A 22,922-nucleotide genomic window follows, 5' to 3' on the forward strand; every position below is an offset into this window, starting at 1 on the left:
TCCGGCTTTTCGAAGGGGTTGTTGGATGAAGTTCCGGTTCGTGGCCGCAGCGGTCGCAGCCGTTGTGGCGGTCTCTGCTTCGGGTTGCACCGGCGACCCGGAGGTTCACATGGCTGCCGTCGGCGACATGAACGGCGTTCGGACCATCGAGGCGGACAGCCCGTCCGGGCGCAATGGTGCGGCGATCGCCGAGCTCGTGCAGAACGATGAGATCGACGCGTTCCTCGGCATCGGAGACTTCCAGTACGACACCGCCTACTGCGAGGACTACGTGGATTACTGGACGCCGCTGTGGGGTGGCACCATGTCCAAGCTGTACTGGGTGTCCGCGCCAAACCACGACTGGCAACCCGACCGCAACGAAGACCTCGACAACTTCATGAACGGCCAGTGTCCGGGGTCGAAGAAGAAGGCCGCGATCAACGAGGAGCGCGGGTTCATCTCGAACGGGGAACCGTATTCGAAGGACTTCGGGAACTGGCATGTCACGTTCCTGTCCTCCGCGCCCTGGCGGTACAACCAGCCGGAGGCCCGGGCGGTGACGAGGTGGCTGGACAAGGACCTCGCTGCTGCGAAGAAGGACGGCAAGCACCTGGCGGTGGTGTACCACGAACCGTACTTCACGTCGGATACAGCGGCGCATACGCGGGCCGCCGAGCACAAGCCGTGGATCGACGTGATGTGGAAGCACCGGGTCCGTCTGACCCTGTCGGGGTCGCAGCACAACTACGAACGATCGTGTCCGGTGAACAACGCCGACGAGTGCGTCCGGAACGGGATGACGGCCTTCCAGGTGTCGACGGGCGGGATCACCCTCCGCCCCTTCACCAGCAGCCCGTCGTACATCGTGAAGCGGTTCAGCGACACCCACGGGTTCCTCCGGCTCACTCTGCGGGACGACGGGTCCTTCGCCTGGAAGTTCGTTCCAACCTCCGGCTCGAGCACCGATTCGGGCACGCGTTCCGCGCCGAAATAAGAGCCGGTGGGTCAGCTGCCTTCCCTGCGCGGGAGCCGGCCGAGCCCCTCCACCAGCGACGCGGTGTCCGTGCACAGCGCGATCCGGACCCAGCCCTCACCGCCCGAGCCGAACGCGGTGCCCGGGGCCAGCGCCACCCCGCGGGTTTCCAGCAGGGAGGAAACCCAGGCGCGGACATCGCCGCCGGAGGCATGGGAGACATCGGCCCACAGGTAGAACGCCCCCTGCGCGGGGAGGTAGGGAATATTGAGTTCCCGCAGCACCGCGGTGGCCGCGTCCCGGTTCTTCCGGTAGTGGGAGAGTGCGTCCGCCAGGTAGTCCTGCGGACCGGTCAGCGCGGCAAGGGCGCCGTACTGGGAGGGTGCTGCGACGCAGGAGACGGTGGCTTCCATGATGTTGTTGAGCAGCGGCTCCATGCCGGGCGGGGTGATCAGGGCGCCGACCCGCAGCCCGGTGAGGCCGTAGGTCTTCGACAGGGTCAGCGAGGTGAAGACCCGCGGGACGCCGGCGCCCGGCAGGGCCTCGGGGCCCCCGGCGTCGAAACGGGCCGGGCTGACATGCCCGACGTCGTAGGTGAACGCCTCATAGCACTCATCCGAGAGGATCCACAGGTCCCGCCGCTGCGCCAGGTCCACCAGGGCGCGGGTCAGCTCCGCATCGAACACGGCTCCGAGCGGGTTCGACGGCGAGTTGAGGACGAGCACCCGGGTGCGCGGGGTCACCAGCGCCTCCAGGTCCTCGAGGCGCGGCTGGAAGCCGTTGTCCGGACGCAGCGGGTAGGGGACGGGGACCGCATGCACCAGGGCCGCGGTCATCGGGTAGGTCGGATAGCCCGGGTTGGGGACGAGGACCTCGTCGCCGGGCCCGAGGAGGGTGCTCATCGCCAGGTGCAGCCCCTGCTGGGCGCCGGCGGTCACGTAGACGCACGACGGATCCACTGAGACGCCGTTGTGCTCGAGGAAACGGGCGGCGAAGGCCTCCCGCAGCGGCGCGATCCCCGCATTGGGCGTGTAGTTCGTCTCGTCGCGGTCCAGGGCCGCCATCGAGGCCTCAAGGATGTGGCGGGCGACAGGGAACCCCGGCTCACCGATGCTCAGCACGATGGAGTGCGGCCGGGCCCACGCGGCCTGCGTGATTTCACGGATCTGGTTGACCGGCACCTGGCGTGCGTGGACGGCGGGAAGCATAGGGGAATGCTATCGCCTGTACGGCGCCGCGCGGGCGGCCCCGGGCCGGCGGGGAAGGCCCGGGGCTTCGCCCTATACTGGGAGGCGTGAATTCCGGGCAGGTCCACTCAGGGCTGATAATCGTGGACAAGCCCCAGGGCTGGACAAGCCATGACGTCGTCGGGCGCATGCGCCGGCTGGCCGGGACCCGCAAGGTGGGCCACGCCGGGACCCTCGACCCGATGGCGACCGGCGTCCTGGTCATCGGCGTCAACCGCGCCACGCGCCTGCTCACCTACATCGTGGGCACCGACAAGACCTACACCGCCACCATCCGGCTCGGCCAGTCGACGATCACGGACGACGCCGAGGGGGAGATCACCGGAGGCTCCATCGCGGCCGCCGTCACCCCCGCGGACATTTCCGCCGGCGTGCGGGCCCTGACCGGCCCGATCTCCCAGGTGCCCAGCAGCGTGAGCGCCATCAAGGTCAAGGGGCAGCGCGCCTACGCCCGGGTGCGCTCGGGCGAGGAGGTCCAACTGGAGGCCCGTCCCGTCACGATCCACCGGTTCGAGGTGCACGGGATCCGCCGCGTCAACGGCGGCCGGCAGCAGGACGTCGACGTCACCGTCGAATGCAGTTCCGGCACCTACATCCGCGCCCTCGCCAGGGACCTCGGGGCGGCCCTGGGCGTCGGCGGCCACCTCACCGCGCTGCGGCGCACCCAGGTCGGCCCGTACACCATCGGGCAGGCCTCCACCCTCGAGGAACTCGCGGAGAACCTGACGATGCTTCCGCTCGATGACGCCGGGCGCGCCCTGTTTCCGGTCCGGGAGCTCAGCGCCGCGGAGGCCGACGACGTCTCCCACGGCCGGAGGATCCCCGCCGGTGGGGACTCCGGGCCGGTGGCCGCCTACTCGCCGGCGGGAACCCTCGTCGCCCTGCTCGAGAACCGCGGCCAGGATGCCCGCGCCCTGCTGGTGTTCGCGCCGGGAAACGGTGAAGCATGATTGACGGTTTCCTTCTCGCCGGTTCGGTGATCGGTATCGTGTCGGCGCTGCTGTGCATCGGGGCCGCGGTGCTGCGCCAGCCCCCGAACGACATCACCATCCTCTCCGTGGCCGCCGTCGAACTGTTCCTGCTCGTCTACGCGGTGGCCGCCGGAGTGCGGCAGCTCGGGGGAGAACCGGTGGTGGGGGAGGCCTGGGAGTTCTGGGGCTACCTGCTGACGGCCCTCGTCCTCCCGGTGGGCGCCTTCTGGTGGGCGATCCTCGAGCGCAGCCGCTGGAGCAACCTGGTGCTGGCCGCCGCCGGGCTCGCCGTGTTCGTCATGCTGGTTCGGATGGAGCAGATTTGGGACGGAGTGGCAGGACTGTGAAGCACACCGGAAGCGGCGGGGCCAACCCCGCCGGGGGGTCCGACGGCGGAGGGGAGGGACGGCGGACGCACGGCCCGGGCCGGCTGCTGATCGCCGTCTACGGCATCTTCGCCCTGGCCGCCTCCGCACGGGCCGCCTTCCAGATCGCCACCAAGTTCTCCGAGGCACCGCTGGCCTACCTGCTGACCGCCTGCGCGGCCGCCGTCTACGTCCTCGCGACCGTCTCGCTGGCCCGGCCCGGCGCCCGCTGGTACCGGATCTCTGTCGCCGCCGTCAGCGTCGAACTCATCGGCGTGCTGGGCGTGGGCATTTTCAGCCTCCTCGACCCGCAGGCCTTCCCCGCCGACACCGTGTGGTCCGCCTTCGGCCAGGGGTACGGCTACGTCCCGCTGATCCTGCCGGTCCTCGGCCTGGCCTGGCTGTACCGTAACCGGCCGGCGGCGCCCGTCCCGGCCTAGACGGCACCGCCTGCCGGGCGCCTCCAAGATCGCCCTTTCCGGTCCCTGTGCTGCGTGAGAGTATTGCGGCAGGAGCAGCAAGGACAGCGAGGAAGCGCCATGAGCACGAACATCCCGGACCCGCACGGCCGGCCGGCGTCAACCAGTCCTGAATCGCCGGCCCCCGGAGCGACCGGCGGAAGCGGCAGCGGTCCGGCCGGCACCCCGCCCACCACCAGGCCGCTGTCCACGCCGTCGCCGTCCCGCACCGCGGCGGGTCCGTCAACCGCAGCGGGTGCTTCGAAGGAGGGGACCGTTAAGGGAGCGGCCACCCCGAAGGGGACTGCTCAGGAGAAGTCCAAGACCCGCGAGGGGATCGGCGGCAGCGACTGGAGCATGTTCCGCACCGTCGTCGTCCTGGTCGGGCTGATCCTTGCCGGCTTCGGCGCCTACTACCTGATCCTCGGCACCGCGGGCCTGCCCGAGACCGGTGGCCGACCCGTCAACCCGACCCTCGAGAACCAGTTCCGCTTCTTCTCCGCGATGATGGTCGGCGTCGGTGCCGCGTTCGTCACCATCGCCGTGAAGTTCCAGTGGGCCAACATGCTCTGGCTCGTCTGCCTCATGGTCTTCGCGGGCGGCATCGGCAGGGTGCTCTCGTGGGCGTTCTCGGGCACCCCCCACTACCTCCTGATCATCCTGATGGTCGTGGAGCTGGCCTTCCCCGCCGCCCTGCTGGTGTGGCACAAGTACATCACCAAGACGGCCCAGATGCGCAGGGACTTCAGCGCCGGCAGCTAGCCTCGCACAACACCCGGCCAGGAATGCGCAGGCATCCGCCCACCTTGCACATCACCACGCTTCCGCGCGGTTGAAGGGTGGTGAGCTGCGGTCCCGGCGGGTGGGTGGACGACGGAGCGCCCCCGTGACCGGAACCGCAGGGGATCGACGGCAAACGGGAAATAAACCACAGCAATATCGGCAATAATGGGGGGGTGGCGCTGCAGGGATCCGGATGCTCCGGCCCGCGCCGCGGAAAGCCGCAACGGCGAAGGAGATGCGTGTTCTACTGGAGAGACCTTGCCGATGTGCCACACGACTTCGGGCCGTCAGTTCTCACCCTCGGAAACTTCGACGGCGTCCACAGGGGCCACCAGCGGGTGCTGCAGCACCTTGTGAAGGCGGCGCGGGAACGCTCCGCCGCGGCCGTTGCCATCTCCTTCGACCCGCACCCCGCCCAGGTCCACCGCCCCGACAGCGCGCCGGCCCTGATCATGGGACTTGAGGACCGGGTGCACACGCTGGCCGAAACCGGCATCGACGGCGTCCTGATGATGCACTACACCCTCGACCTCGCCTCCTACACCCCCGAGGAATTCGTCGAGAAGGTCCTCGTCGGGGCGCTGCACGCCACCGCCGTCGTCATCGGCCACGACGTCCGCTTCGGGCGGGGCAACAGCGGCGACCTCGACACGATGCGCGAGCTCGGCCGGCGCTTCGGCTTCGAGGTCCTCGCCATCGACGACTTCGCGGCGGGCGTCCCGCTGGAGGCCGGCGGCGGAAAAGGACTGCGCCGCTGCTCCTCGACCTGGGTGCGGGAATCGCTTGAGGCCGGCGACGTCGAGACCGCGGCCCGGATCCTCGGCCGCCCGCACCGGATGCGCGGCGAAGTCGTCCACGGGGCGGCGCGGGGGAGGAAACTGGGATTCCCCACGGCCAACCTCGCCCCCGGCGCCGAGGGCTACATCCCGGCCGACGGGATCTACGCCGGCTGGCTGATCGACGAAGCGCACACCCGGTGGCCGGCCGCGATCTCCGTCGGCTCGAACCCGACCTTCGATGACGTCAGCCGGCAGGTCGAGGCGCACGTCATCGACCGCCCGCAGGAGGACGTTTCCGACTTCGACCTCTACGGGCAGCGCGTCGTCGTGGAGTTCGTCCAGCGGCTTCGGGGGCAGGTCGCCTACACCGGACCCGAGGCGCTGAGCGAGCAGATGAGCCTCGACGTCGGCAAGACGCGGCAGGTGCTTTCGACAGATCTGCAGGCCAGCGGCTAAACTGGAGGCTGAGATCCGGCTGCAGTCCGTGGTGGCTGGATTTTTGTGTGTCAGGTATGCGTACCGCCGCTCCGGCGGAGGGCCGGTGCCGGGCCGAAACCTCGTATTCACGGTACAACTCTAGGAGTTACACGTGGCCCTTGACGCCGCTATCAAGCAGGAAATCATCAAAGAGTACGCCACCTCCGAGGGGGACACCGGTTCCCCCGAGGTGCAGATCGCGATGCTTTCCCGCCGCATCCTCGACCTGACCGAACACCTGAAGATGCACAAGCACGACCACCACACCCGTCGTGGCCTGCTTCTTCTCGTGGGACGCCGCCGTCGCCTGCTCGACTACCTGCGCGACACCGACATCACGCGGTACCGGACGCTCATCGAGCGCCTCGGCCTGCGCCGATAGGTTGTTTGGAAGGCGGCGCCATCTCCCCAGGAGACGGAGCCGCCTTCCGCTTCTACCCGGTAAGACCGGGTGCACCACCACCAGAACCAACAACGGAGCCAGCAGGCACCGCGCATTCGCGGTCCTCGGTAGTGATCTCCGGGAGGCCGGCCGACAGGGCCGCGCCCGTCCCGTGGATCTCGATCGAAGACCGGGTGCACAGGCGGCCCATGAGGGGCCGCCCGACAATGGTGCCGACCGCCCCCACCACACAGAAACGGAGGTGACTCTCTATGGAGGGTCCCGAAATCCAATTTGCTGAAGCCGTCATCGACAATGGCCGCTTCGGCACCCGCACCGTCCGCTTCGAAACCGGACGGCTTGCCCAGCAGGCCGCCGGCGCGGCGATGGTGTACATCGACGAAGACACGGCGCTCCTTTCGGCAACCACCGCCGGAAGCTCCCCGCGCGAAGGCTTCGACTTCTTCCCGCTGACCGTCGACGTCGAAGAGCGCATGTACGGCGCCGGACGCATCCCGGGCTCGTTCTTCCGCCGCGAGGGACGCCCCTCCACCGAGGCGATCCTCGCCTGCCGCCTGATGGACCGCCCGCTGCGCCCGGCCTTCGTGAAGGGCCTGCGTAACGAGGTCCAGATCGTCGTCACCGTGCTGGCGATCAACCCCGACGTCCGCTACGACGTCGTCGCCATCAACGCGGCCTCCATGTCCACCCAGCTGTCCGGGCTCCCCTTCTCCGGCCCGATCGGCGGCGTGCGCGTCGCACTCGTCTCCGACGGCAGCGGCAGCGACCAGTGGATCGCTTTCCCGAAGCACTCCGAGCTTGAGAACTCCGTCTTCGACATGGTCGTCGCCGGCCGCGTCGTCGGTGACGACGTCGCCATCATGATGGTCGAGGCCGAAGCGACCGACAACTCCTGGAACCTCATCAAGGAAAACGGCGCCACCGCGCCGACCGAGGAGATCGTCGCCGACGGCCTCGAGGCGGCGAAGCCGTTCATCCGCGCCCTGTGCGAGGCCCAGTCCGACCTGGCCGCGCGTGCGGCCAAGCCGACCGTCGAGTTCCCCGTGTTCCTCGACTACCAGGACGACGTCTACGCCGCGGTCGAATCCGCCGCCGCGCAGAAGCTCGCCGAGGTCTTCCAGATCGCCGACAAGCAGGAGCGCAACACCGCTTCCGACGCCCTCAAGGCCGAGGTCCTCGAGTCCCTCGCCGGGTCCTTCGAAGGACGCGAGAAGGAACTTTCGGCAGCCTTCCGCTCGGTCACCAAGGCCGTCGTGCGCCAGCGCATCCTGAAGGACCAGGTCCGCATCGACGGACGCGGCCTCTCCGACATCCGGAAGCTCACCGCGGAGGTCGAGGTCCTTCCCCGCGTCCACGGCTCCGCCATCTTCGAGCGCGGCGAGACCCAGATCCTGGGTGTCACCACGCTGAACATGCTCAAGATGGAACAGCAGATCGACTCGCTGTCGCCGGTGACCCGCAAGCGCTACATGCACCACTACAACTTCCCGCCGTACTCCACCGGTGAAACGGGCCGCGTGGGTTCGCCCAAGCGCCGTGAAATCGGCCATGGCGCCCTTGCCGAGCGCGCCATCGCCCCGGTCCTGCCGAGCCGCGAGGAATTCCCCTACGCGATCCGCCAGGTCTCCGAGGCGCTGAGCTCCAACGGCTCCACCTCGATGGGTTCGGTCTGCGCCTCGACGCTGTCCCTGCTCAACGCCGGTGTCCCGCTGCGGGCGCCCGTCGCCGGCATCGCGATGGGCCTGGTCTCCGATGAGGTCGACGGCCAGACCCGCTACGCGGCGCTGACCGACATCCTCGGAGCCGAGGACGCCTTCGGCGACATGGACTTCAAGGTCGCCGGAACCTCCGAGTTCGTCACGGCCATCCAGCTCGACACCAAGCTCGACGGCATTCCCGCCTCCGTGCTGGCCGCCGCGCTGAAGCAGGCCCGTGAGGCCCGCCTCCACATCCTCGGCGTGCTCGAGGCCGCGATCGACGCCCCGGACGAGCTCTCCGAGTTCGCGCCGCGGATCATCTCGGTCAAGATCCCCGTTGACAAGATCGGCGAGGTCATCGGCCCCAAGGGCAAGATGATCAACCAGATCCAGGAGGACACCGGCGCCGACATCTCCATCGAGGATGACGGCACCGTGCTGATCGGCGCGACCGACGGCGGCTCCGCCGAGGCCGCCCGCGCGGCGGTCAACGCCATCGCCAACCCGCAGGTCCCCGAGATCGGGGAGCGCTACCTGGGCACCGTCGTCAAGACGACGACCTTCGGCGCCTTCGTGTCGCTGACCCCCGGCAAGGACGGGCTGCTCCACATCTCCGAGCTGCGCAAGCTCTCGGGCGGCAAGCGCGTCGACAATGTCGATGACGTCGTCGCCGTGGGCCAGAAGGTCCAGGTCGAGATCACCAAGATCGACGACCGCGGCAAGCTCTCGCTGTCGCCCGTGGTCGCCGACGAGGCTGCCGGCGATGCCGGAATCGAGCTCCCCGAGGTGCCCGCCGAGGACACCGTGAGCTAGGTGCCCGCGGTTTCGTACGCCGCCGACGGCCCCGCCGTGGACTCCAACGTCCACGGCGGGGCCGTTGGCCGTTTCCCGATCGACGCCCAATCCTGAAAGACCCCGATGTCCCTGCCTTCAGTTGTTTCCCTTCCGCTCCTTCCCACGCCGGCCGCCGACGGCAACAGCGGAGACCCGACCTTCGTCGCCGGTGACCCCGGCGGGGCCGTGGTGCGCCGCTCCGTGCTGCCCGGCGGGGTGCGCGTGCTGACCGAGGCGATGCCCGGGCAGCGCTCGGCCACCATCGGGTTCTGGGTGGGCGTGGGCTCACGGGACGAGGCCGAGGGCGAACACGGCTCCACCCACTTCCTCGAGCACCTGCTGTTCAAGGGCACCCGGAAGCGCACCGCGCTGGAGATCGCCTCGGCCTTCGACGAGGTCGGCGGGGAGTCCAATGCGGCGACGGCCAAGGAAAACACCTGCTACTACGCCCGGGTCCTCGACACCGACCTGCCCCTTGCCATCGACGTGATCGCCGACATGGTCACCTCGGCCGTCCTCGACCCCGAGGAACTCGAGCAGGAACGCGACGTCATCCTCGAGGAAATCGCCATGGACAGCGACGACCCGGCCGACGTCGCGCACGAGGAGTTCGTCTCGGCGGTCCTCGGCGGCCACCCCCTCGGCCGCCCCATCGGCGGCACCCCGGAGGCCATCCGCGCCATCCCAAGGGACGCCGTCCTGGCCCACTACCGGCGGTACTACACGCCCGCCGAACTCGTCGTCACCGCCGCCGGCGGCCTCGATCACGACACTGTGTGCACGCTGGTCCAGCAGGCCCTCGAGGAGGCCGGCTGGGTCCTTGAAGAGGGGGCGCTGCCGGTGCCCCGCCGATCCGCGAAGCCCGTCGAGGTCTCCGGTGCGCCCGGCGTGCACGTGATCCGCCGCGCGGTCGAGCAGGCCAACATCCTGATCGGCTGCCCCTCGCTCGTCGCCACGGACGAGCGCCGCTTCGTCATGAGCGTGCTGAACGCCGTGCTCGGCGGCGGCATGTCCTCGCGGCTGTTCCAGGAGATCCGCGAAAAGCGGGGCCTCGTGTACTCCACCTACTCCTTCTCGGCCTCCTACGCCGACGCCGGCTACTTCGCCATGTATGCCGGCTGCTCCCCGGCCAAGACCGGCCAGGTCATCGCCCTGCTGGGGGAGGAGCTCGACCGCCTCGCCCGCGACGGGATCGGCGAGGAGGAACTGCGCAAGGCCGTGGGCCAGCTCTCCGGCGGACTTGTGCTCGCCCTCGAGGACAGCAGTTCGCGCATGTCCCGGCTGGGGCGCTCCGAACTGGTCTCCGGGGAGTTCATCGACCTGGACGAGTCACTCGCCCGGGTCCGGGCCGTCACCCCCGCCGAGGTCCAGGAACTGGCCGCCGAACTGGCGGCCGCGCCGCGCACCACGATGGTGGTCGGGCCCTTCGACGGCCCGGCGGACTTCGGCCTGTAGGCACCCGGAGGTGGTGCGCCCGACGCGGGCGCGCCGGCGTGGCCGCCGCGGCGGCCGTTGGAGCGACCGATCAGCCGCCGGCGAACGGCGGCAGGACGTCGAGGACGTCGTGCTCGGCCAGGACCCGGCCGCGGTCGCGCAGCGCCACCTCGTTCAGCAGGAAGCTGCTGCGCCGCAGGACCTGCTCCATCGAGGGCGTCCCCGCTCCGGCGTGGCGGACGGCCAGCTTGGCGAGGATTTCGCCGACCGTCACGCCGGCAGCGTCGAGGGTTTCCTCGGCGGTGCCCGCGGCCGCGCGGGCAGCACCGAAATAGCGGATCAGCATTCAGCCACCGATCGCGCTCATGGAGCGGTCCGGCTGGATAAAGCCCTCGGCGCCGAGCCCGGTGCGGGACATCCCGTGCGCCTTGGGCTTGGCCCACATCGCCTCCTGCCACCGCCGGGCCACGGCGGCGTCGTCGGCCCCCGAACGCAGCAGCTCCCGCAGGTCGGTCTCCTCGCGGGAGAACAGGCAGCTCATCACCTTGCCCTCGGCCGTGATCCGGGTCCTGCGGCAGTCGGCGCAGAACGGCTCGGTGACCGAGGCGATGATGCCCACCGAGCCCACGACCTCGTCGGGAGCCGCGCGCCGGCGGACCTCCCACCGCTCGGCCGGGGCGCCGTCGCGGCTGCGCGGGTCGGGGGTGAGGACGAAGGCCGGCTCAAGCAGCGCACGGATTTCGGCGGCCGTGACCATCCCCTCGCGGGTCCAGCCGTGGTCGGCGTCGAGGGGCATCTGCTCGATGAACCGCAGCTCGAACCCGCGGGCGACCGCCCACTCGAGCAGGGCCGGGGCCTCGGCCTCGTTGATGCCGCGCATCAGCACGGCGTTGATCTTCACCAGGCCCAGCCCCACCGCCGCGGCGGCCTCGATGCCGGCCAGCACGCGGTCGAGGAACGGCCGCCGGGTCAGCTGGGCGAAGGTGTCGGGGTGCAGGGAGTCCATCGAGACGTTGATACGGGTGAGCCCGGCCTCCTTCAGCGCGGCGGCCTTCTTATCGAGCCCGAGCCCGTTGGTGGTCAGCGAAATGGGCAGGGCCGGATGCGCGGCGCGCAGGTCGGAGATGATCTGCACCAGGTCCGCCCGCACCAGCGGCTCCCCGCCGGTCAGGCGCAGTTCGCGGACGCCCAGCAGGTCGACCCCGATGCGCACCAGGCGCACGATCTCCGCGCGGGAGAGCACCTGGTCCTTCTGCAGCCAGGCGAGGCCCTCCGCCGGCATGCAGTAGGTGCACCTCAGGTTGCACTTGTCCGTGAGCGACACGCGCAGGTCGGTGGCACGGCGCCCGAAGGTATCGAGCAGGCCCACGCCCGGGTCCGTGGGCGCAGGGCCCGGCAGCCCCAGAGATATTCCCATAGTGAGAGGTTACGCCCTTTCGCGCGCCCGCCAGGGCCGAATCCGGATCGGAATTGGAGGGACCCGCGGGGGTTGAATTTCCGGGGACCGGCGCGTATCCCTTCCGCCGGCCCTGCAGGGGAGCGGCCGGGGCACCGGCGGACTAGGGTGGAAGCATTCCAGCAGCAGCCGCCGCGGAACCCGCATCCCCGGCCGAAAGGACGCCATGACCCGCAGCGTAACCGAGCACCAGTCGGCGGTGGCACGGCTCCTGAGCGGCGGCGGGTATGCCGGCAGGGGACACGACGCCGGTGCGGAGCTGCTGCCGCTCACCGCGGCCCTTGGACGGGTCCTCGCCGCGGACGTCCATGCCCCGATCGCCCTTCCGCCCTTCGACAACTCGCAGATGGACGGCTACGCGGTGCACCGCAGCGACCTGGCGGACGGCGCGGCGGCGGACGGAGCGGAGCCGGGGTTCCCCCTGCGCCTGCGCGTCGGGGCGCCGGTTCCCGCGGGCACCTCCCCGCCGCCGCTTCCGCCGGGCACCGCCGTACCGATCATGACCGGCGCGATGGTCCCGCAGGGCACCGGCGCCATCGTGCCGATCGAACGCGCCGACCCGCCGCGGTTCCTCCCGGCGGAAGCCGGGTCCGGCGCCCCGGCGGTGCACCTGCCGGCCGGGACCCCCGCCGGCAGCTTCATCCGGCGCGCCGGCAGCGACATCGCCGCCGGGGAGCGGGCCCTGCCCGCCGGCACCCTGTTGGGCCCGGCGCAGCTCGGGCTGCTCGCCGCCTGCGGCCTGGCGGAGGTCGCCGTCCGGACACCGTTCCGCGTGCTCCTGCTGTCCACCGGGGACGAGGTCACCGAACCCGGCCTGCCACTGGCGGACGGCCGGATCTACGACGCCAACACCACCCTCCTGGAGGCCGCCCTGCGGGAGGCCGGCGCCGACGTTCTCCGGCACCGCGTGGTCTCCGACGACCCCCAAAGGCTCCGGGAGGCCCTTGAGGCCCGGCCCGCGGCCGAGGTCCACCTGATCCTCACCTCCGGGGGCATCAGCCAGGGCGCCTACGAGGTGGTCAAGCAGGCCCTTGCCGGAAGCGGTGTCGAATTCCCCACGGTGGCGCTGCAGCCCGGCGGCCCGCAGGCCATCGGCACCCTCGGCGGGGTGCCGTTCCTCGGCTTCCCCGGCAACCCGGTCAGCGCCCTTGTCTCCTTCGAGATGTTCCTCCGCCCGGCCCTGACCGCGCTGACCGGCGCCCCGGCACCGCGCGTGCAACTCCGGGCCCGGCTCGCGGCACCGGCGTCGTCCCCGGCCGGCAAGCACCAGGTGCGCCGCGGCCGGTACCGGGACGGGCAGGTCGAGCTCGTCGGCGGCCCCGGATCCCACCTCCTCAGCGCCCTCGCCGGCTCGAACGCCCTCGTCCACTTCCCGGTCGGCCTGCAGGAGGCCGCCGCCGGTGACGAGGTGACCCTCTGGCTGATCGACGCCGTCCTCCCGCCCGCACCCAGTGCCACCACCGACCAGGAGCCGCCCCCATGACAACCAACGAATCCGCGCCCGCGCTGTCCCACGTCCGGGAGGACGGCACGGCGCACATGGTCGACGTCTCCGCGAAGGCCGTGACGGCCCGCCAGGCGGTGGCGCAGTCGGTCCTTGAGACAACGCCGGAGGTCACCGCCCTGATCACCGACGGAGCCCTGCCCAAGGGCGATGCCCTCGCCGTCGCACGGGTCGCCGGGATCCTCGCGGCGAAGCAGACGCCGTCGCTGATCCCGCTGTGCCATCCGCTGCCGATCAGCCGCGTCTCGGTCGACTTCGCGGCCGAGGCCGGTCGCGTCACCGTGACGGCGCTGGTGAAGACCACCTCGGTCACCGGGGTCGAGATGGAGGCGCTCACCGCCGCCTCAATCGCGGCCCTGACCCTCTACGACATGATCAAGGCCGTCGATCCGCGCGCCGTCATCCGCGAGACGAAGGTGCTCTCGAAGTCCGGCGGGAAGAGCGGGGACTGGAGCGTATGACCGCGCTTCGGAACGCCGCGGTGATCATCGCCTCGACCCGCGCCGCCGCCGGCACCTACCAGGACGAATGCGGCCCCCTCGTGGCCGGCTGGCTCCTCGAGCACGGGTTCGCCGTGCAGGACGCGGAGGTCGTTCCCGACGGGGACGCCGTCGGAGCGGCCCTCGGCCGCGTCCTGGCCGCCGGGCCCGCGGTGCTCATCACGAGCGGAGGCACCGGGCTGAGCCCCGACGACGCCACCCCGGAGCAGACCCTGCCGTACCTCGACCGGCAGCTGCCGGGCATCATGGAGGCGGTGCGCCGGGCGGGAGCCGACAAGGTGCCCACCGCCGCCCTGAGCCGCGGGCTCGCCGGGACCGCAGGGCGCACCTTCGTCATCAACCTGCCGGGCTCGCCCGGGGGAGTGCGGGACGGGCTCGCCGTCCTCGCCCCGCTGATCGGCCACATCTGCGCACAACTGGAAGGAACAAATGACCACCGGTGAAGTAGTCCGGGCCTTCGTCTCGGACACCCCCATCACCCCCGAAGAGGCCCTGGCCGCCGTGGACTCCCCGCGGTGCGGCGCCGCCGTCTCCTTCAGCGGCGTCGTCCGCAACCACGACGGCGGGCGGGAGGTCACCTCGCTGAGCTATTCCTCCCATCCCAGCGCCGAACGGGTCATCGCCGAGGTCGCCGCCGACATCGCCGCACGGCACGAGGGGATCCGCGTCTGGGTGGCCCACCGGGTCGGCCCGCTGGAGATCGGCGATTCGGCCCTGGTGGCCGCCGTCGCCGCAGCCCACCGCGGGGCGGCCTTCGCGGCCTGCTCGGAACTCGTCGACGCCGTCAAGGAGCGCGTCCCGGTGTGGAAGGAACAGTTCTTCGCCGACGGCACCGTGGAATGGGTCGGCGCCGGGGAGTAACAGTAGGCTTGAGGCCATGACGCAGGAACTCCCGGTAGCAGTACTCGGCGCCTCGGGGCGCATGGGCTCCCAGGCGGTCGCCGCCATCCAGGCCGCGGAGGACCTCTCCCTCGTGGCGGCCCTGGGCCGGGGCGACGACCGCGCCACCCTGGTGTCCTCGGGCGCCCGGGTCGTGCTCGACCTCACGGTGCCGGAGGCCACCTACGACAACGTTTCCTTCGCTGTCGAACACGGCCTCCACGCCGTCGTGGGGACCACCGGCTGGACCGAAGACCGGCTCGACGGGCTCCGTGCGCTCCTGGACCGCTCGCCGTCCACCGGCGTGCTCATCGCCCCGAACTTCGCCCTCGGCTCGGTGCTGGCCACGGCGTTCGCCGTCCAGGCCGCCCGGTACTTCGAATCCGTCGAAATCATCGAACTCCACCACCCCGACAAGGTGGACGCCCCCTCCGGGACGGCCCTGCGCACCGCCCAGCTCATCGGCGCCGCCCGCGGCGCCGCCGGAGTGCCCGCGGCCCCCGACGCCACCGCCGGCGGGCTTCCCGGGGCCCGGGGTGCGGCCGCCGACGGCGTGCCGATCCACTCGGTGCGCCTGCGCGGACTCACCGCCCACCAGGAGGTGCTGCTCGGCAGCCCCGGCGAACAGCTGACCATCCGCCACGACTCCTTCGACCGTGCCTCCTTCATGCCCGGGGTCCTGCTCGGGCTGCGCAACGTGGCCCGGCATCCCGGCCTGACGGTCGGCCTCGAGGGCTATCTCGACCTTTCCACCGACAAGGACCCCCATGCTTGAGACGTTCCGCCGCCACCGGGTCAAGATCGGCGTGGTGTTCATCACCCTCCTGCTGCTGCTCTGGCTGGGCGTGACGTTCCAGCGCGGCGTCCTGCTGCTCACCGACCCCGAACCGGTGGCCAAGGCCCTGGGCGCGGGCTACCTGTTCCTGCCGGTCGTCGGGGCCTGGGCGCTGATCCGCGAGCTCCTCTTCGGGGCCCAGACCGAGCGCATGGCGAAGATCCTCGAAGCCGAAGGCGGCCTCCCCGTCGACGACCTGCCCCGTACCCCGGCCGGCCGGATCGTCCGCTCCGCCGCCGATGAGCGGTTCCCGCAGTATCGGGAGGAGGTCGAGAACGATCCGGAGAACTGGCGCAGCTGGTTCCGGCTCTCCTGCGCCTACGACGCCGCCGGCGACCGCACGAGGGCGCGGAAGGCGATGCGCGACGCCGCGCGGCTGTTCCGCTGAGCCGGGCGGGCCACTCCTGCCCGCTCCTGCGCCAGCCAGGGGTATAGGCCCGGGGTGAGGCCAGGGGACACCTGCCGGAGCGGTCCCGGTGGGGTCAGTGCCGGTCCCGGCGCGGCGCCGGATGCGGGCCGCTCCGGGCGGCCTGGGAGGCCCCCGAGGCGATCAGCTCGAGCGGCCCCCGGGCGTTGATGCGCTGGAACAGGATGCCCAGCGCGACGGCCCCGACCGCCTGGAACCAGAACACCGGAGCCGGTTCGAGGACGGGCTCCTGCTGGTCGACCCAGCTCATGACGCAGATGTGGAGCGAGTACAGGGTCAGGGTCATCGCCCCCGGGGCGGACAGCGGAAGGAGCAGCTGACGGTACCGGCGGGTGAGGAGCAGGCATGCCCCGGTCACGGCGGCGGCGGTCCCTGCGGCATGGACCAGGTCGAACGGCGTGCCGGAATGCGGGGTGCTGATCGCCAGCCACCACCAGGACCCGGTCTGGTCGAGGCCGCCCACATCAACCTGCAGCATCGCCTCAAGGGGGTACCGGGCGCCATCGGGGGTCCGGAGCAGCGCCGCGAGGCCGCCGCCGGGGCCCAGCAGGTACCTGCTGGCCGCCTTCGCGGCCACGGCCGCGGCGGCGCCGCCGAGGATCAGGCCCACCTGCGCCGGGAGCCGGGACAGGTCGAGGCGCCCGATGGCCACGCCGATGAGCAGGAAGCCCAGCCACTGCAGCGCCGGGTAGTAGCCGGTGAGGAAAATGTCCGCCGCGAGGGTCGCCGGCTCCAGGAAGTGCTCCCAGATCGGATTCTCACCGAGCGAGGGCGGAACGACCGTCCGCTCGACCCACGGGCGCAGCAGGAAGGCCGCCACGGGGGAGAGCAGCAGCCAGCCCGCCGCCCACGCCGCGATGACCGGCAGCCTCAGGCCCAGGAAGGGAAGCGCAAGCAGGAACAGGATCCCGTAGTGGAAGAGGATGATGGCGATGTTCGTCTCGACCCCGCCGAGGACGAGCCCCACGGTGGCGATGACGGCGGCGCGCACCGCGATCCCGCGCCGGTCCCGCGAGAGGGCGAGCGCCCGGTGCGGCGCCTTGCCTCCCGTCAGCAGGGCGAGGCCGATGCCGGCGACGACGGCGAACAGCGCCGAGGCCCGGCCGGAGAAGACCAGGGCGATCCACGACGCGTCGGCGGTACCCGGGATGTAGAGGGGGAAGATGTGGGTGCTCATCATCCCGAACAGGGCAATGCCGCGGGCTGCGTCAAGACCGGTCAAACGCCGGACGGCCGGGGAGGACACCATGCCTCGATCGTCTCACAGCGCGGCACCGCGGCGGGCGATCTCCGCGGCGTCCCGGCGGGCCCCGCCCTGCGCCGGAGCGCCCGAGCGGGTAACGTTTTATCCATGGTCGATACCCCACCCCGCAGCCCGTTCGGCACCCTTGTCACCGCGATGGTCACCCCGTTCACAGCCGACGGGACGGTGGACCTCGACGGCGCCGCCGCCCTGGCGTCGCGGCTGGTCGACGATGGCTGCGACGGCCTTGTCGTCTCGGGCACCACGGGGGAGACCTCGACCCTGGAGGACTCCGAGAAGGAGGACCTGTTCCGGGTCGTCGCCGAGGCCGTCGGCGGCCGGGCGCGGGTGATCGCCGGAACCGGCACCAACCACACCTCCCACTCGGTGGAAATGGCGCACCGGGCGGTCCGCGCCGGCGCCGACGCGCAGCTCGTCGTGACCCCGTATTACAACAAGCCCACCCAGGCCGGGGTCCTCGCCCACTTCACCGCCGTCGCCGACGCGACGGACCTGCCGATCATGGTCTACGACATCCCGGGCCGCTCCGGCATCCCGATCGCGACCGAGACGATGATCCGGCTCGCGGACCATCCGGCGATCCTCGCCCTGAAGGACGCCAAGGCGGACTTCGGCGAGGTGACGAGGGTGCTGGCCAACACGGACCTCGAGGTCTACTCCGGGGATGACGGGCTCACCCTGCCCTGGATGGCCGCCGGCGCCGTCGGCGTCGTCAGCGTGACCGCGCACGTCGCCACCGCCCAGTTCCGGGCGCTCGTGGACGCCGCCGCCGCCGGGGACTTCGCCACCGCACGGCGCCTCCACTTCGAGCTCGACCCGGTGATCCGTGCCGTGATGACGCACCTGCCCGGGGCCATCTCGGCCAAGCAGATCCTGCACCGCCAGGGCATCCTCGCGAGCGCCGCCGTGCGCCTCCCGCTCGTCGTCCCCACCGAGGGCGAGCTCGAGCCGGTGTTCGCCGACCTCGCCGAGGCCGGCTGGGACCTTCCCCCCGGCGCGGCCGGGCGGACCGCCGAGGCGGCCCGGGCATGAGCAGTCCCGCAGCGGCGCTGCAGGCCCCGCCTCCGCCGGCTCCGGGGACGCTCCGCGTCGTCGCCCTGGGCGGGCTCGGCGAGATCGGCCGCAACATGACCGTCTTCGAGCTCGGGGGGAAGCTGCTGATCGTCGACTGCGGGGTGCTGTTCCCCGAGGAGCACCAGCCCGGGGTGGACCTGATCCTGCCGGACTTCTCCTACCTCGAGGGCCGCCTCGACGACGTCGTCGGCCTGGTCCTCACGCACGGCCACGAGGACCACATCGGTGCGGTGCCCTACCTGCTGCGGCTCAAGGAGGACATCCCGCTGATCGGCTCCCAGCTGACCCTGGCCCTGATCGAGGCGAAGCTGCAGGAACACCGCATCCGTCCCTACACCCTCACCGTGTCCGAGGGGCAGATCGAGCAGTTCGGCCCGTTCGAGTGCGAGTTCGTCGCCGTAAACCACTCGATCCCGGACGCCCTGGCCGTGTTCCTCCGCACGGCGGCCGGGAACGTGCTGCACACCGGTGACTTCAAGATGGACCAGCTTCCCCTGGACGGGCGCATCACCGACCTGCGCGCCTTCGCGCGGCTGGGGGAGGAGGGCGTCGACCTTTTCCTCGTCGACTCCACCAATGCCGACGTGCCCGGCTTCACGGCCGCCGAGCGGGACATCGGGCCGGTCCTCGAGCGGCTGTTCGCCGACGTCCGCAAGCGGATCATCGTCGCCTCCTTCTCCTCCCACGTCCACCGGGTCCAGCAGGTCCTCGACGCCGCCGCCGCCCACGGGCGCTTCGTCTGCTTCGCCGGGCGCTCCATGGTGCGCAACATGGGCATCGCCGCGAAACTCGGGTACCTGCGGGTGCCCGACGGGATCCTCGTGGACATCAAGAACGTCGATGACCTGCCCGACGATCGGGTGGTGCTGATGTCCACCGGGTCCCAGGGCGAACCGATGGCCGCCCTGTCCCGGATGGCCAACGGCGACCACCGCATCACGGTGGGCCCGGGCGACACCGTGATCCTTGCCTCATCGCTCATTCCGGGCAATGAGAACGCGGTGTTCCGGGTCATCAACGGCCTGCTGAAGCTCGGAGCGGACGTAGTCCACAAGGGCAACGCCCGGGTGCACGTCTCCGGGCACGCCGCGGCGGGCGAGCTGCTCTACTGCTACAACATCCTGCGCCCGCGCAACGTGATGCCGGTGCACGGCGAGACCCGGCACCTCATCGCCAACGGCCGCCTCGCAGAGCAGACGGGGGTGCCGGCGGAGAACGTGATCCTCGCCGACAACGGCTCGGTCATCGACCTCGCCGACGGCAGGGCCCGGACCGTGGGCGCCGTCGAGTGCGGCTTCGTGTACGTCGACGGGTCGAGCGTCGGCGAAATCACCGACGCCGACCTCAAGGACCGCCGCATCCTCGGCGAGGAGGGCTTCATCTCCATCGTGGCCGTCGTCAACCGCACCACCGGGAAGATCGTCTCCGGCCCCGACATCCATGCCCGCGGCTTCGCCGAGGACGACTCGGTGTTCGACGAGATCACCGGCAGGCTCAACGAGGCCCTCGAGGAGGCGGTGCGCAGTAACAAGGATCACACGACGTACCAGCTGCAGCAGGTGGTGCGCCGGATCATCGGCACCTGGGTGAACCGCAGGTACCGCCGCCGCCCCATGATCATTCCGGTCGTCCTGGAGGCCTGAACGGGCTCCGGGCACCGCCCCGGAGCCCGGTCCAGGGGGCCCGTCGCTGCGCCGGGAACCGCGGATATCCCGGTAAAGCCGGGCCCGGTCCGGTACCGTAGCAGTATGGCGACTCGTACTTCCCCTGCCCCGCGGGGCCCCCAGCGGTCGCGCGCCAAGAACGCGCCCGCCGGACGCTCATCCTCGGGCCGGGGTTCCTCCAGCGCCAGGACGCAGACCACCAAAGCCCTCGCCGTGCCGGCCGAGGAGCGCCCGCCGCTTCCCGTCCGCGCCGTGCGCGGTGCCTGGCTCGGTGTCGCCCGGATGACCGGTGCGGGGGTGCGGAAGTTCGGCCACGAGGTCCACCCGGAGCGTGAACTGCGCCGGGACGGGACAGGGTTCTTCCTGCTGCTGCTGGCCGTGGCCGTCGCCGCCGTCGAATGGTGGGCCCTCAAGGGCCCGGTCGCCGACGTCATCCACGCCGTCGCCGGCGGAACCTTCGGCTGGATGGCGCTGCTCGTCCCCTTCCTGCTCGGCATCGGCGCCGTCCGCCTCTTCCGGTACCCCGAGGCGCACCGCGCCAACAACCGGATCGCCATCGGCCTGCTGATCCTCCTCTTCGCCGGCTCGGGCATCTCCCACCTCGTCGGGGGACAGCCGGGCCTCGCCGCCGGTCTGCCGCTGCTCTGGCGCGCCGGGGGAGTGGTGGGCTTCCTCACCGCCGGTCCCCTCAGCGCCGTGCTCACCCCCTGGCCGGTCGGCGTGCTGCTCGGCTTCACGGTCTTCCTGAGCCTGCTGATCATCACGGCCACGCCGTTCCGCCACATCCCGGACCGGCTTCGGAGCCTCTATGAGCACCTGATGGGCCAGGACCTCACCGACCGCGAAGCCGCCGACCGGGACGGGCATGACCAGAGCTACCTCTACGAGGCGCACGGCTCCACCGCCGTCAAACCCAAGTCCAAGCGCAAGGACCGGTCGGGCAGGAACCGCGGCGCGGACCCCGTGGAGGATCCCTCCTCAGACGGGTTCGTCGGCGACGAGGCGTTCGAACGCGCCCTCATCGAGGACGAGGAACGCAAGGCCCGCGAGGCCGAACGGCAGGTCCCCGCCGGGGTGCGCCGCCCCACCCAGCAGGAGCTCGCCACCGAGAAGATCAAGCGCGCCCAGGGCCTGGGAGACGAGCCCACGGGCGAGCCGATGACCGAGGCGATCGACGTGGTGCCGGCCGCCAAGGCGCTCATCGTCCCCTCCACGCCGGTCCAGCCGCAGACCCCGCCCTCGCCGATCCCGCAGCGCACCGAGCAGCTTCAGCTGGCCGGCGACGTCGCCTACACCCTCCCGCCGTCCGACTACCTGCCGGCGGGCACCCCGCCCAAGGAGCGCTCGGAGGCCAACGACGCCGTCGTGGCCGCCCTGACACACACCCTCGAACAGTTCAACGTCGACGCCAAGGTCACCGGCTTCTCCCGCGGCCCCACGGTCACCCGGTACGAGATCGAACTCGCCTCCGGCACCAAGGTCGAGCGCGTCACGGCGCTGTCGAAGAACATCTCCTACGCCGTGGCCAGCTCGGACGTGCGCATCCTCTCGCCGATCCCCGGCAAGTCGGCCATCGGCATCGAGATTCCCAACACCGACCGCGAGACCGTCTCCCTGGGCGACGTGCTGCGCTCGGGCAACGCACGCAAGACCGAACACCCGATGGTGATGGGTGTCGGCAAGGACGTCGAGGGCGGCTTCGTCGTCGCGAACCTCGCCAAGATGCCCCACCTGCTCGTCGCGGGCGCCACCGGAGCCGGCAAGTCCTCCTTCGTGAACTCGATGATCACCTCGATCCTGATGCGCGCCACCCCCGACGAGGTGCGCATGGTCATGGTCGACCCCAAGCGCGTTGAGCTCACCGCGTACGAGGGCGTGCCGCACCTGATCACCCCGATCATCACCAACCCGAAGAAGGCCGCCGAGGCGCTGCAGTGGGTGGTGCGCGAGATGGACACGCGCTACGACGACCTGGCCAACTACGGCTTCAAGCACATCGACGACTTCAACAAGGCCGTGCGCAACGGCAAGGTCGTCCCGCCCGAGGGCTCCAAGCGCGTGGTGCGCCCCTACCCGTACCTGCTGGTGATCGTGGACGAGCTCGCCGACCTGATGATGGTCGCCCCGCGCGACGTCGAAGACTCGATCGTGCGCATCACCCAGCTGGCCCGCGCCGCGGGCATCCACCTGGTCCTCGCCACCCAGCGCCCCTCCGTCGACGTCGTCACCGGCCTGATCAAGGCCAACGTGCCCTCGCGGATGGCGTTCGCGACCTCCTCGGTCACCGACTCCCGCGTGGTGCTCGACCAGCCCGGCGCCGAGAAGCTCATCGGCCAGGGCGACGCGCTGTTCCTCCCGATGGGCGCCTCCAAGCCGATGCGCGTCCAGGGCGCCTGGGTGACCGAATCCGAGATCCACCGGGTCGTGGAGCACGTCAAGGGCCAGCTCGGGGCGGTGTACCGCGAGGACGTCGCCGTCGAGGCGCCCAAGAAGCAGATCGACGACGACATCGGGGACGACCTCGAGGTGCTGCTGCAGGCCACCGAGCTCGTGGTGACAACCCAGTTCGGGTCGACCTCGATGCTCCAGCGCAAGCTGCGGGTCGGCTTCGCCAAGGCCGGCCGGCTGATGGACCTGCTCGAATCCCGCGGCGTCGTGGGCCCCTCGGAGGGCTCGAAGGCCCGCGACGTGCTCGTCAAGCCCGACGACCTCGCACCAGTCCTCGCCGCCATGCGCGGCGACGACGGCGCCGCCCTGCCGTCGGCCCCCGCGGGCGCACCGGCCGTTCCGTCCGCACCGGTCGACCTTGTGGCCGACGACCTCGCGGCGCGCTCCCAGGCGGTCGAATGGAACGACGGAAATGACGACGCCGAAGAGGACGGCGAGGACGCCTGGAGCCTCACGGGAAGGTAGCCT

22 protein-coding genes are annotated in these 22,922 nt (G+C 71.0%); 18 read left to right on the forward strand and 4 right to left on the reverse strand.

Annotated features, from left to right (window positions below; genetic code table 11):
- Window positions 1-25: 25 nt before the first annotated feature.
- A complete protein-coding gene (locus tag ACX80W_RS09115) occupies window positions 26-976 on the forward strand; it encodes a metallophosphoesterase family protein (RefSeq protein WP_459282473.1) in 951 nt (316 codons plus the stop codon).
- Between the two features lie 11 nt (window positions 977-987).
- On the opposite strand, the gene ACX80W_RS09120 is transcribed toward ACX80W_RS09115, so the two are convergent.
- Window positions 988-2,163, reverse strand: a complete 1,176-nt coding sequence (locus ACX80W_RS09120) for a pyridoxal phosphate-dependent aminotransferase (protein WP_459282475.1) — start codon at window positions 2,161-2,163, stop codon at window positions 988-990.
- 86 nt (window positions 2,164-2,249) lie between these two features.
- Here ACX80W_RS09120 and truB point away from each other — a divergent pair, with 86 nt between their 5' ends.
- The 8 genes from truB (at window position 2,250) to ACX80W_RS09160 (ending at window position 10,424) form a co-directional block, all read left to right on the forward strand.
- Window positions 2,250-3,152 carry a tRNA pseudouridine(55) synthase TruB gene (gene truB / locus ACX80W_RS09125; RefSeq protein ID WP_459282477.1) on the forward strand — a complete coding sequence of 301 codons (903 nt, stop codon included), beginning with the start codon at window positions 2,250-2,252 and terminating at the stop codon, window positions 3,150-3,152.
- Window positions 3,149-3,520, forward strand: a complete 372-nt coding sequence (locus ACX80W_RS09130; RefSeq protein WP_459282479.1) for a hypothetical protein — start codon at window positions 3,149-3,151, stop codon at window positions 3,518-3,520. Before truB ends, ACX80W_RS09130 begins: the two co-directional genes overlap by 4 nt.
- Entirely contained in the window at window positions 3,517-3,978 is a 462-nt protein-coding gene (locus tag ACX80W_RS09135; RefSeq protein ID WP_459282481.1) for a hypothetical protein, read from the forward strand. The genes ACX80W_RS09130 and ACX80W_RS09135 overlap by 4 nt, the downstream gene beginning before the upstream one ends.
- Window positions 3,979-4,077: 99 nt before the next feature.
- Complete coding sequence (locus tag ACX80W_RS09140; RefSeq protein ID WP_459282483.1) at window positions 4,078-4,758, forward strand: DUF4345 domain-containing protein; 681 nt, start codon at window positions 4,078-4,080, stop codon at window positions 4,756-4,758.
- Between the two features lie 260 nt (window positions 4,759-5,018).
- Window positions 5,019-6,014 carry a bifunctional riboflavin kinase/FAD synthetase gene (locus ACX80W_RS09145; protein ID WP_459282485.1) on the forward strand — a complete coding sequence of 332 codons (996 nt, stop codon included), beginning with the start codon at window positions 5,019-5,021 and terminating at the stop codon, window positions 6,012-6,014.
- Window positions 6,015-6,147: 133 nt separating this feature from the next.
- On the forward strand, window positions 6,148-6,417 hold the full coding sequence (gene rpsO, locus ACX80W_RS09150) for a 30S ribosomal protein S15 (RefSeq protein WP_120166611.1): 270 nt from the start codon (window positions 6,148-6,150) through the stop codon (window positions 6,415-6,417).
- Between the two features lie 272 nt (window positions 6,418-6,689).
- A complete protein-coding gene (locus tag ACX80W_RS09155) occupies window positions 6,690-8,948 on the forward strand; it encodes a polyribonucleotide nucleotidyltransferase (protein ID WP_459282488.1) in 2,259 nt (752 codons plus the stop codon).
- Window positions 8,949-9,053: 105 nt separating this feature from the next.
- Complete coding sequence (locus tag ACX80W_RS09160) at window positions 9,054-10,424, forward strand: M16 family metallopeptidase (RefSeq protein ID WP_459282490.1); 1,371 nt, start codon at window positions 9,054-9,056, stop codon at window positions 10,422-10,424.
- Window positions 10,425-10,494: 70 nt separating this feature from the next.
- Here ACX80W_RS09160 and ACX80W_RS09165 read toward each other — a convergent pair whose 3' ends face one another.
- Complete coding sequence (locus ACX80W_RS09165; protein WP_459282492.1) at window positions 10,495-10,749, reverse strand: MoaD/ThiS family protein; 255 nt, start codon at window positions 10,747-10,749, stop codon at window positions 10,495-10,497.
- The gene (gene moaA / locus ACX80W_RS09170; protein ID WP_459282494.1) at window positions 10,750-11,820 is read right to left on the reverse strand and encodes a GTP 3',8-cyclase MoaA; all 1,071 of its coding nucleotides are present in this window, start codon (window positions 11,818-11,820) and stop codon (window positions 10,750-10,752) included.
- A gap of 205 nt (window positions 11,821-12,025) precedes the next feature.
- Between moaA and ACX80W_RS09175 the strand changes: the two genes are divergently transcribed.
- The 6 genes from ACX80W_RS09175 to ACX80W_RS09200 are packed head-to-tail and all read left to right on the forward strand — an operon-like array spanning window position 12,026 to window position 15,965.
- Window positions 12,026-13,342: a molybdopterin molybdotransferase MoeA gene (locus ACX80W_RS09175; protein WP_459282496.1), complete on the forward strand. Its 1,317-nt coding sequence runs from the start codon at window positions 12,026-12,028 to the stop codon at window positions 13,340-13,342.
- On the forward strand, window positions 13,339-13,824 hold the full coding sequence (moaC, locus tag ACX80W_RS09180; RefSeq protein WP_459282498.1) for a cyclic pyranopterin monophosphate synthase MoaC: 486 nt from the start codon (window positions 13,339-13,341) through the stop codon (window positions 13,822-13,824). The genes ACX80W_RS09175 and moaC overlap by 4 nt, the downstream gene beginning before the upstream one ends.
- A complete protein-coding gene (locus ACX80W_RS09185; RefSeq protein WP_459282500.1) occupies window positions 13,821-14,306 on the forward strand; it encodes a MogA/MoaB family molybdenum cofactor biosynthesis protein in 486 nt (161 codons plus the stop codon). The genes moaC and ACX80W_RS09185 overlap by 4 nt, the downstream gene beginning before the upstream one ends.
- Window positions 14,293-14,724 (forward strand): molybdenum cofactor biosynthesis protein MoaE, encoded by a 432-nt coding sequence (locus ACX80W_RS09190; RefSeq protein WP_459282502.1) that lies wholly within the window; start codon window positions 14,293-14,295, stop codon window positions 14,722-14,724. The genes ACX80W_RS09185 and ACX80W_RS09190 overlap by 14 nt, the downstream gene beginning before the upstream one ends.
- A gap of 16 nt (window positions 14,725-14,740) precedes the next feature.
- A complete protein-coding gene (dapB, locus tag ACX80W_RS09195; RefSeq protein ID WP_459282504.1) occupies window positions 14,741-15,517 on the forward strand; it encodes a 4-hydroxy-tetrahydrodipicolinate reductase in 777 nt (258 codons plus the stop codon).
- Window positions 15,510-15,965, forward strand: coding sequence for a tetratricopeptide repeat protein (locus tag ACX80W_RS09200; RefSeq protein ID WP_459282506.1), 456 nt, complete (start codon window positions 15,510-15,512; stop codon window positions 15,963-15,965). The genes dapB and ACX80W_RS09200 overlap by 8 nt, the downstream gene beginning before the upstream one ends.
- 94 nt (window positions 15,966-16,059) lie before the next feature.
- Here ACX80W_RS09200 and ACX80W_RS09205 read toward each other — a convergent pair whose 3' ends face one another.
- Complete coding sequence (locus tag ACX80W_RS09205) at window positions 16,060-17,253, reverse strand: heparan-alpha-glucosaminide N-acetyltransferase domain-containing protein (RefSeq protein WP_459282508.1); 1,194 nt, start codon at window positions 17,251-17,253, stop codon at window positions 16,060-16,062.
- A 102-nt stretch (window positions 17,254-17,355) separates the two neighbouring features.
- On the opposite strand from ACX80W_RS09205, the gene dapA reads away from it, so the two are divergent.
- From dapA to ACX80W_RS09220, 3 genes are all read left to right on the forward strand, one after another.
- On the forward strand, window positions 17,356-18,300 hold the full coding sequence (gene dapA, locus ACX80W_RS09210) for a 4-hydroxy-tetrahydrodipicolinate synthase (protein ID WP_459282510.1): 945 nt from the start codon (window positions 17,356-17,358) through the stop codon (window positions 18,298-18,300).
- Window positions 18,297-19,985, forward strand: a complete 1,689-nt coding sequence (locus tag ACX80W_RS09215) for a ribonuclease J (protein WP_459282512.1) — start codon at window positions 18,297-18,299, stop codon at window positions 19,983-19,985. Before dapA ends, ACX80W_RS09215 begins: the two co-directional genes overlap by 4 nt.
- Before the next feature lie 105 nt (window positions 19,986-20,090).
- Complete coding sequence (locus tag ACX80W_RS09220; RefSeq protein WP_459282514.1) at window positions 20,091-22,919, forward strand: FtsK/SpoIIIE family DNA translocase; 2,829 nt, start codon at window positions 20,091-20,093, stop codon at window positions 22,917-22,919.
- The last annotated feature ends 3 nt before the right edge of the window (window positions 22,920-22,922 follow it).

Source organism: Arthrobacter melezitosi (assembly GCF_054511055.1).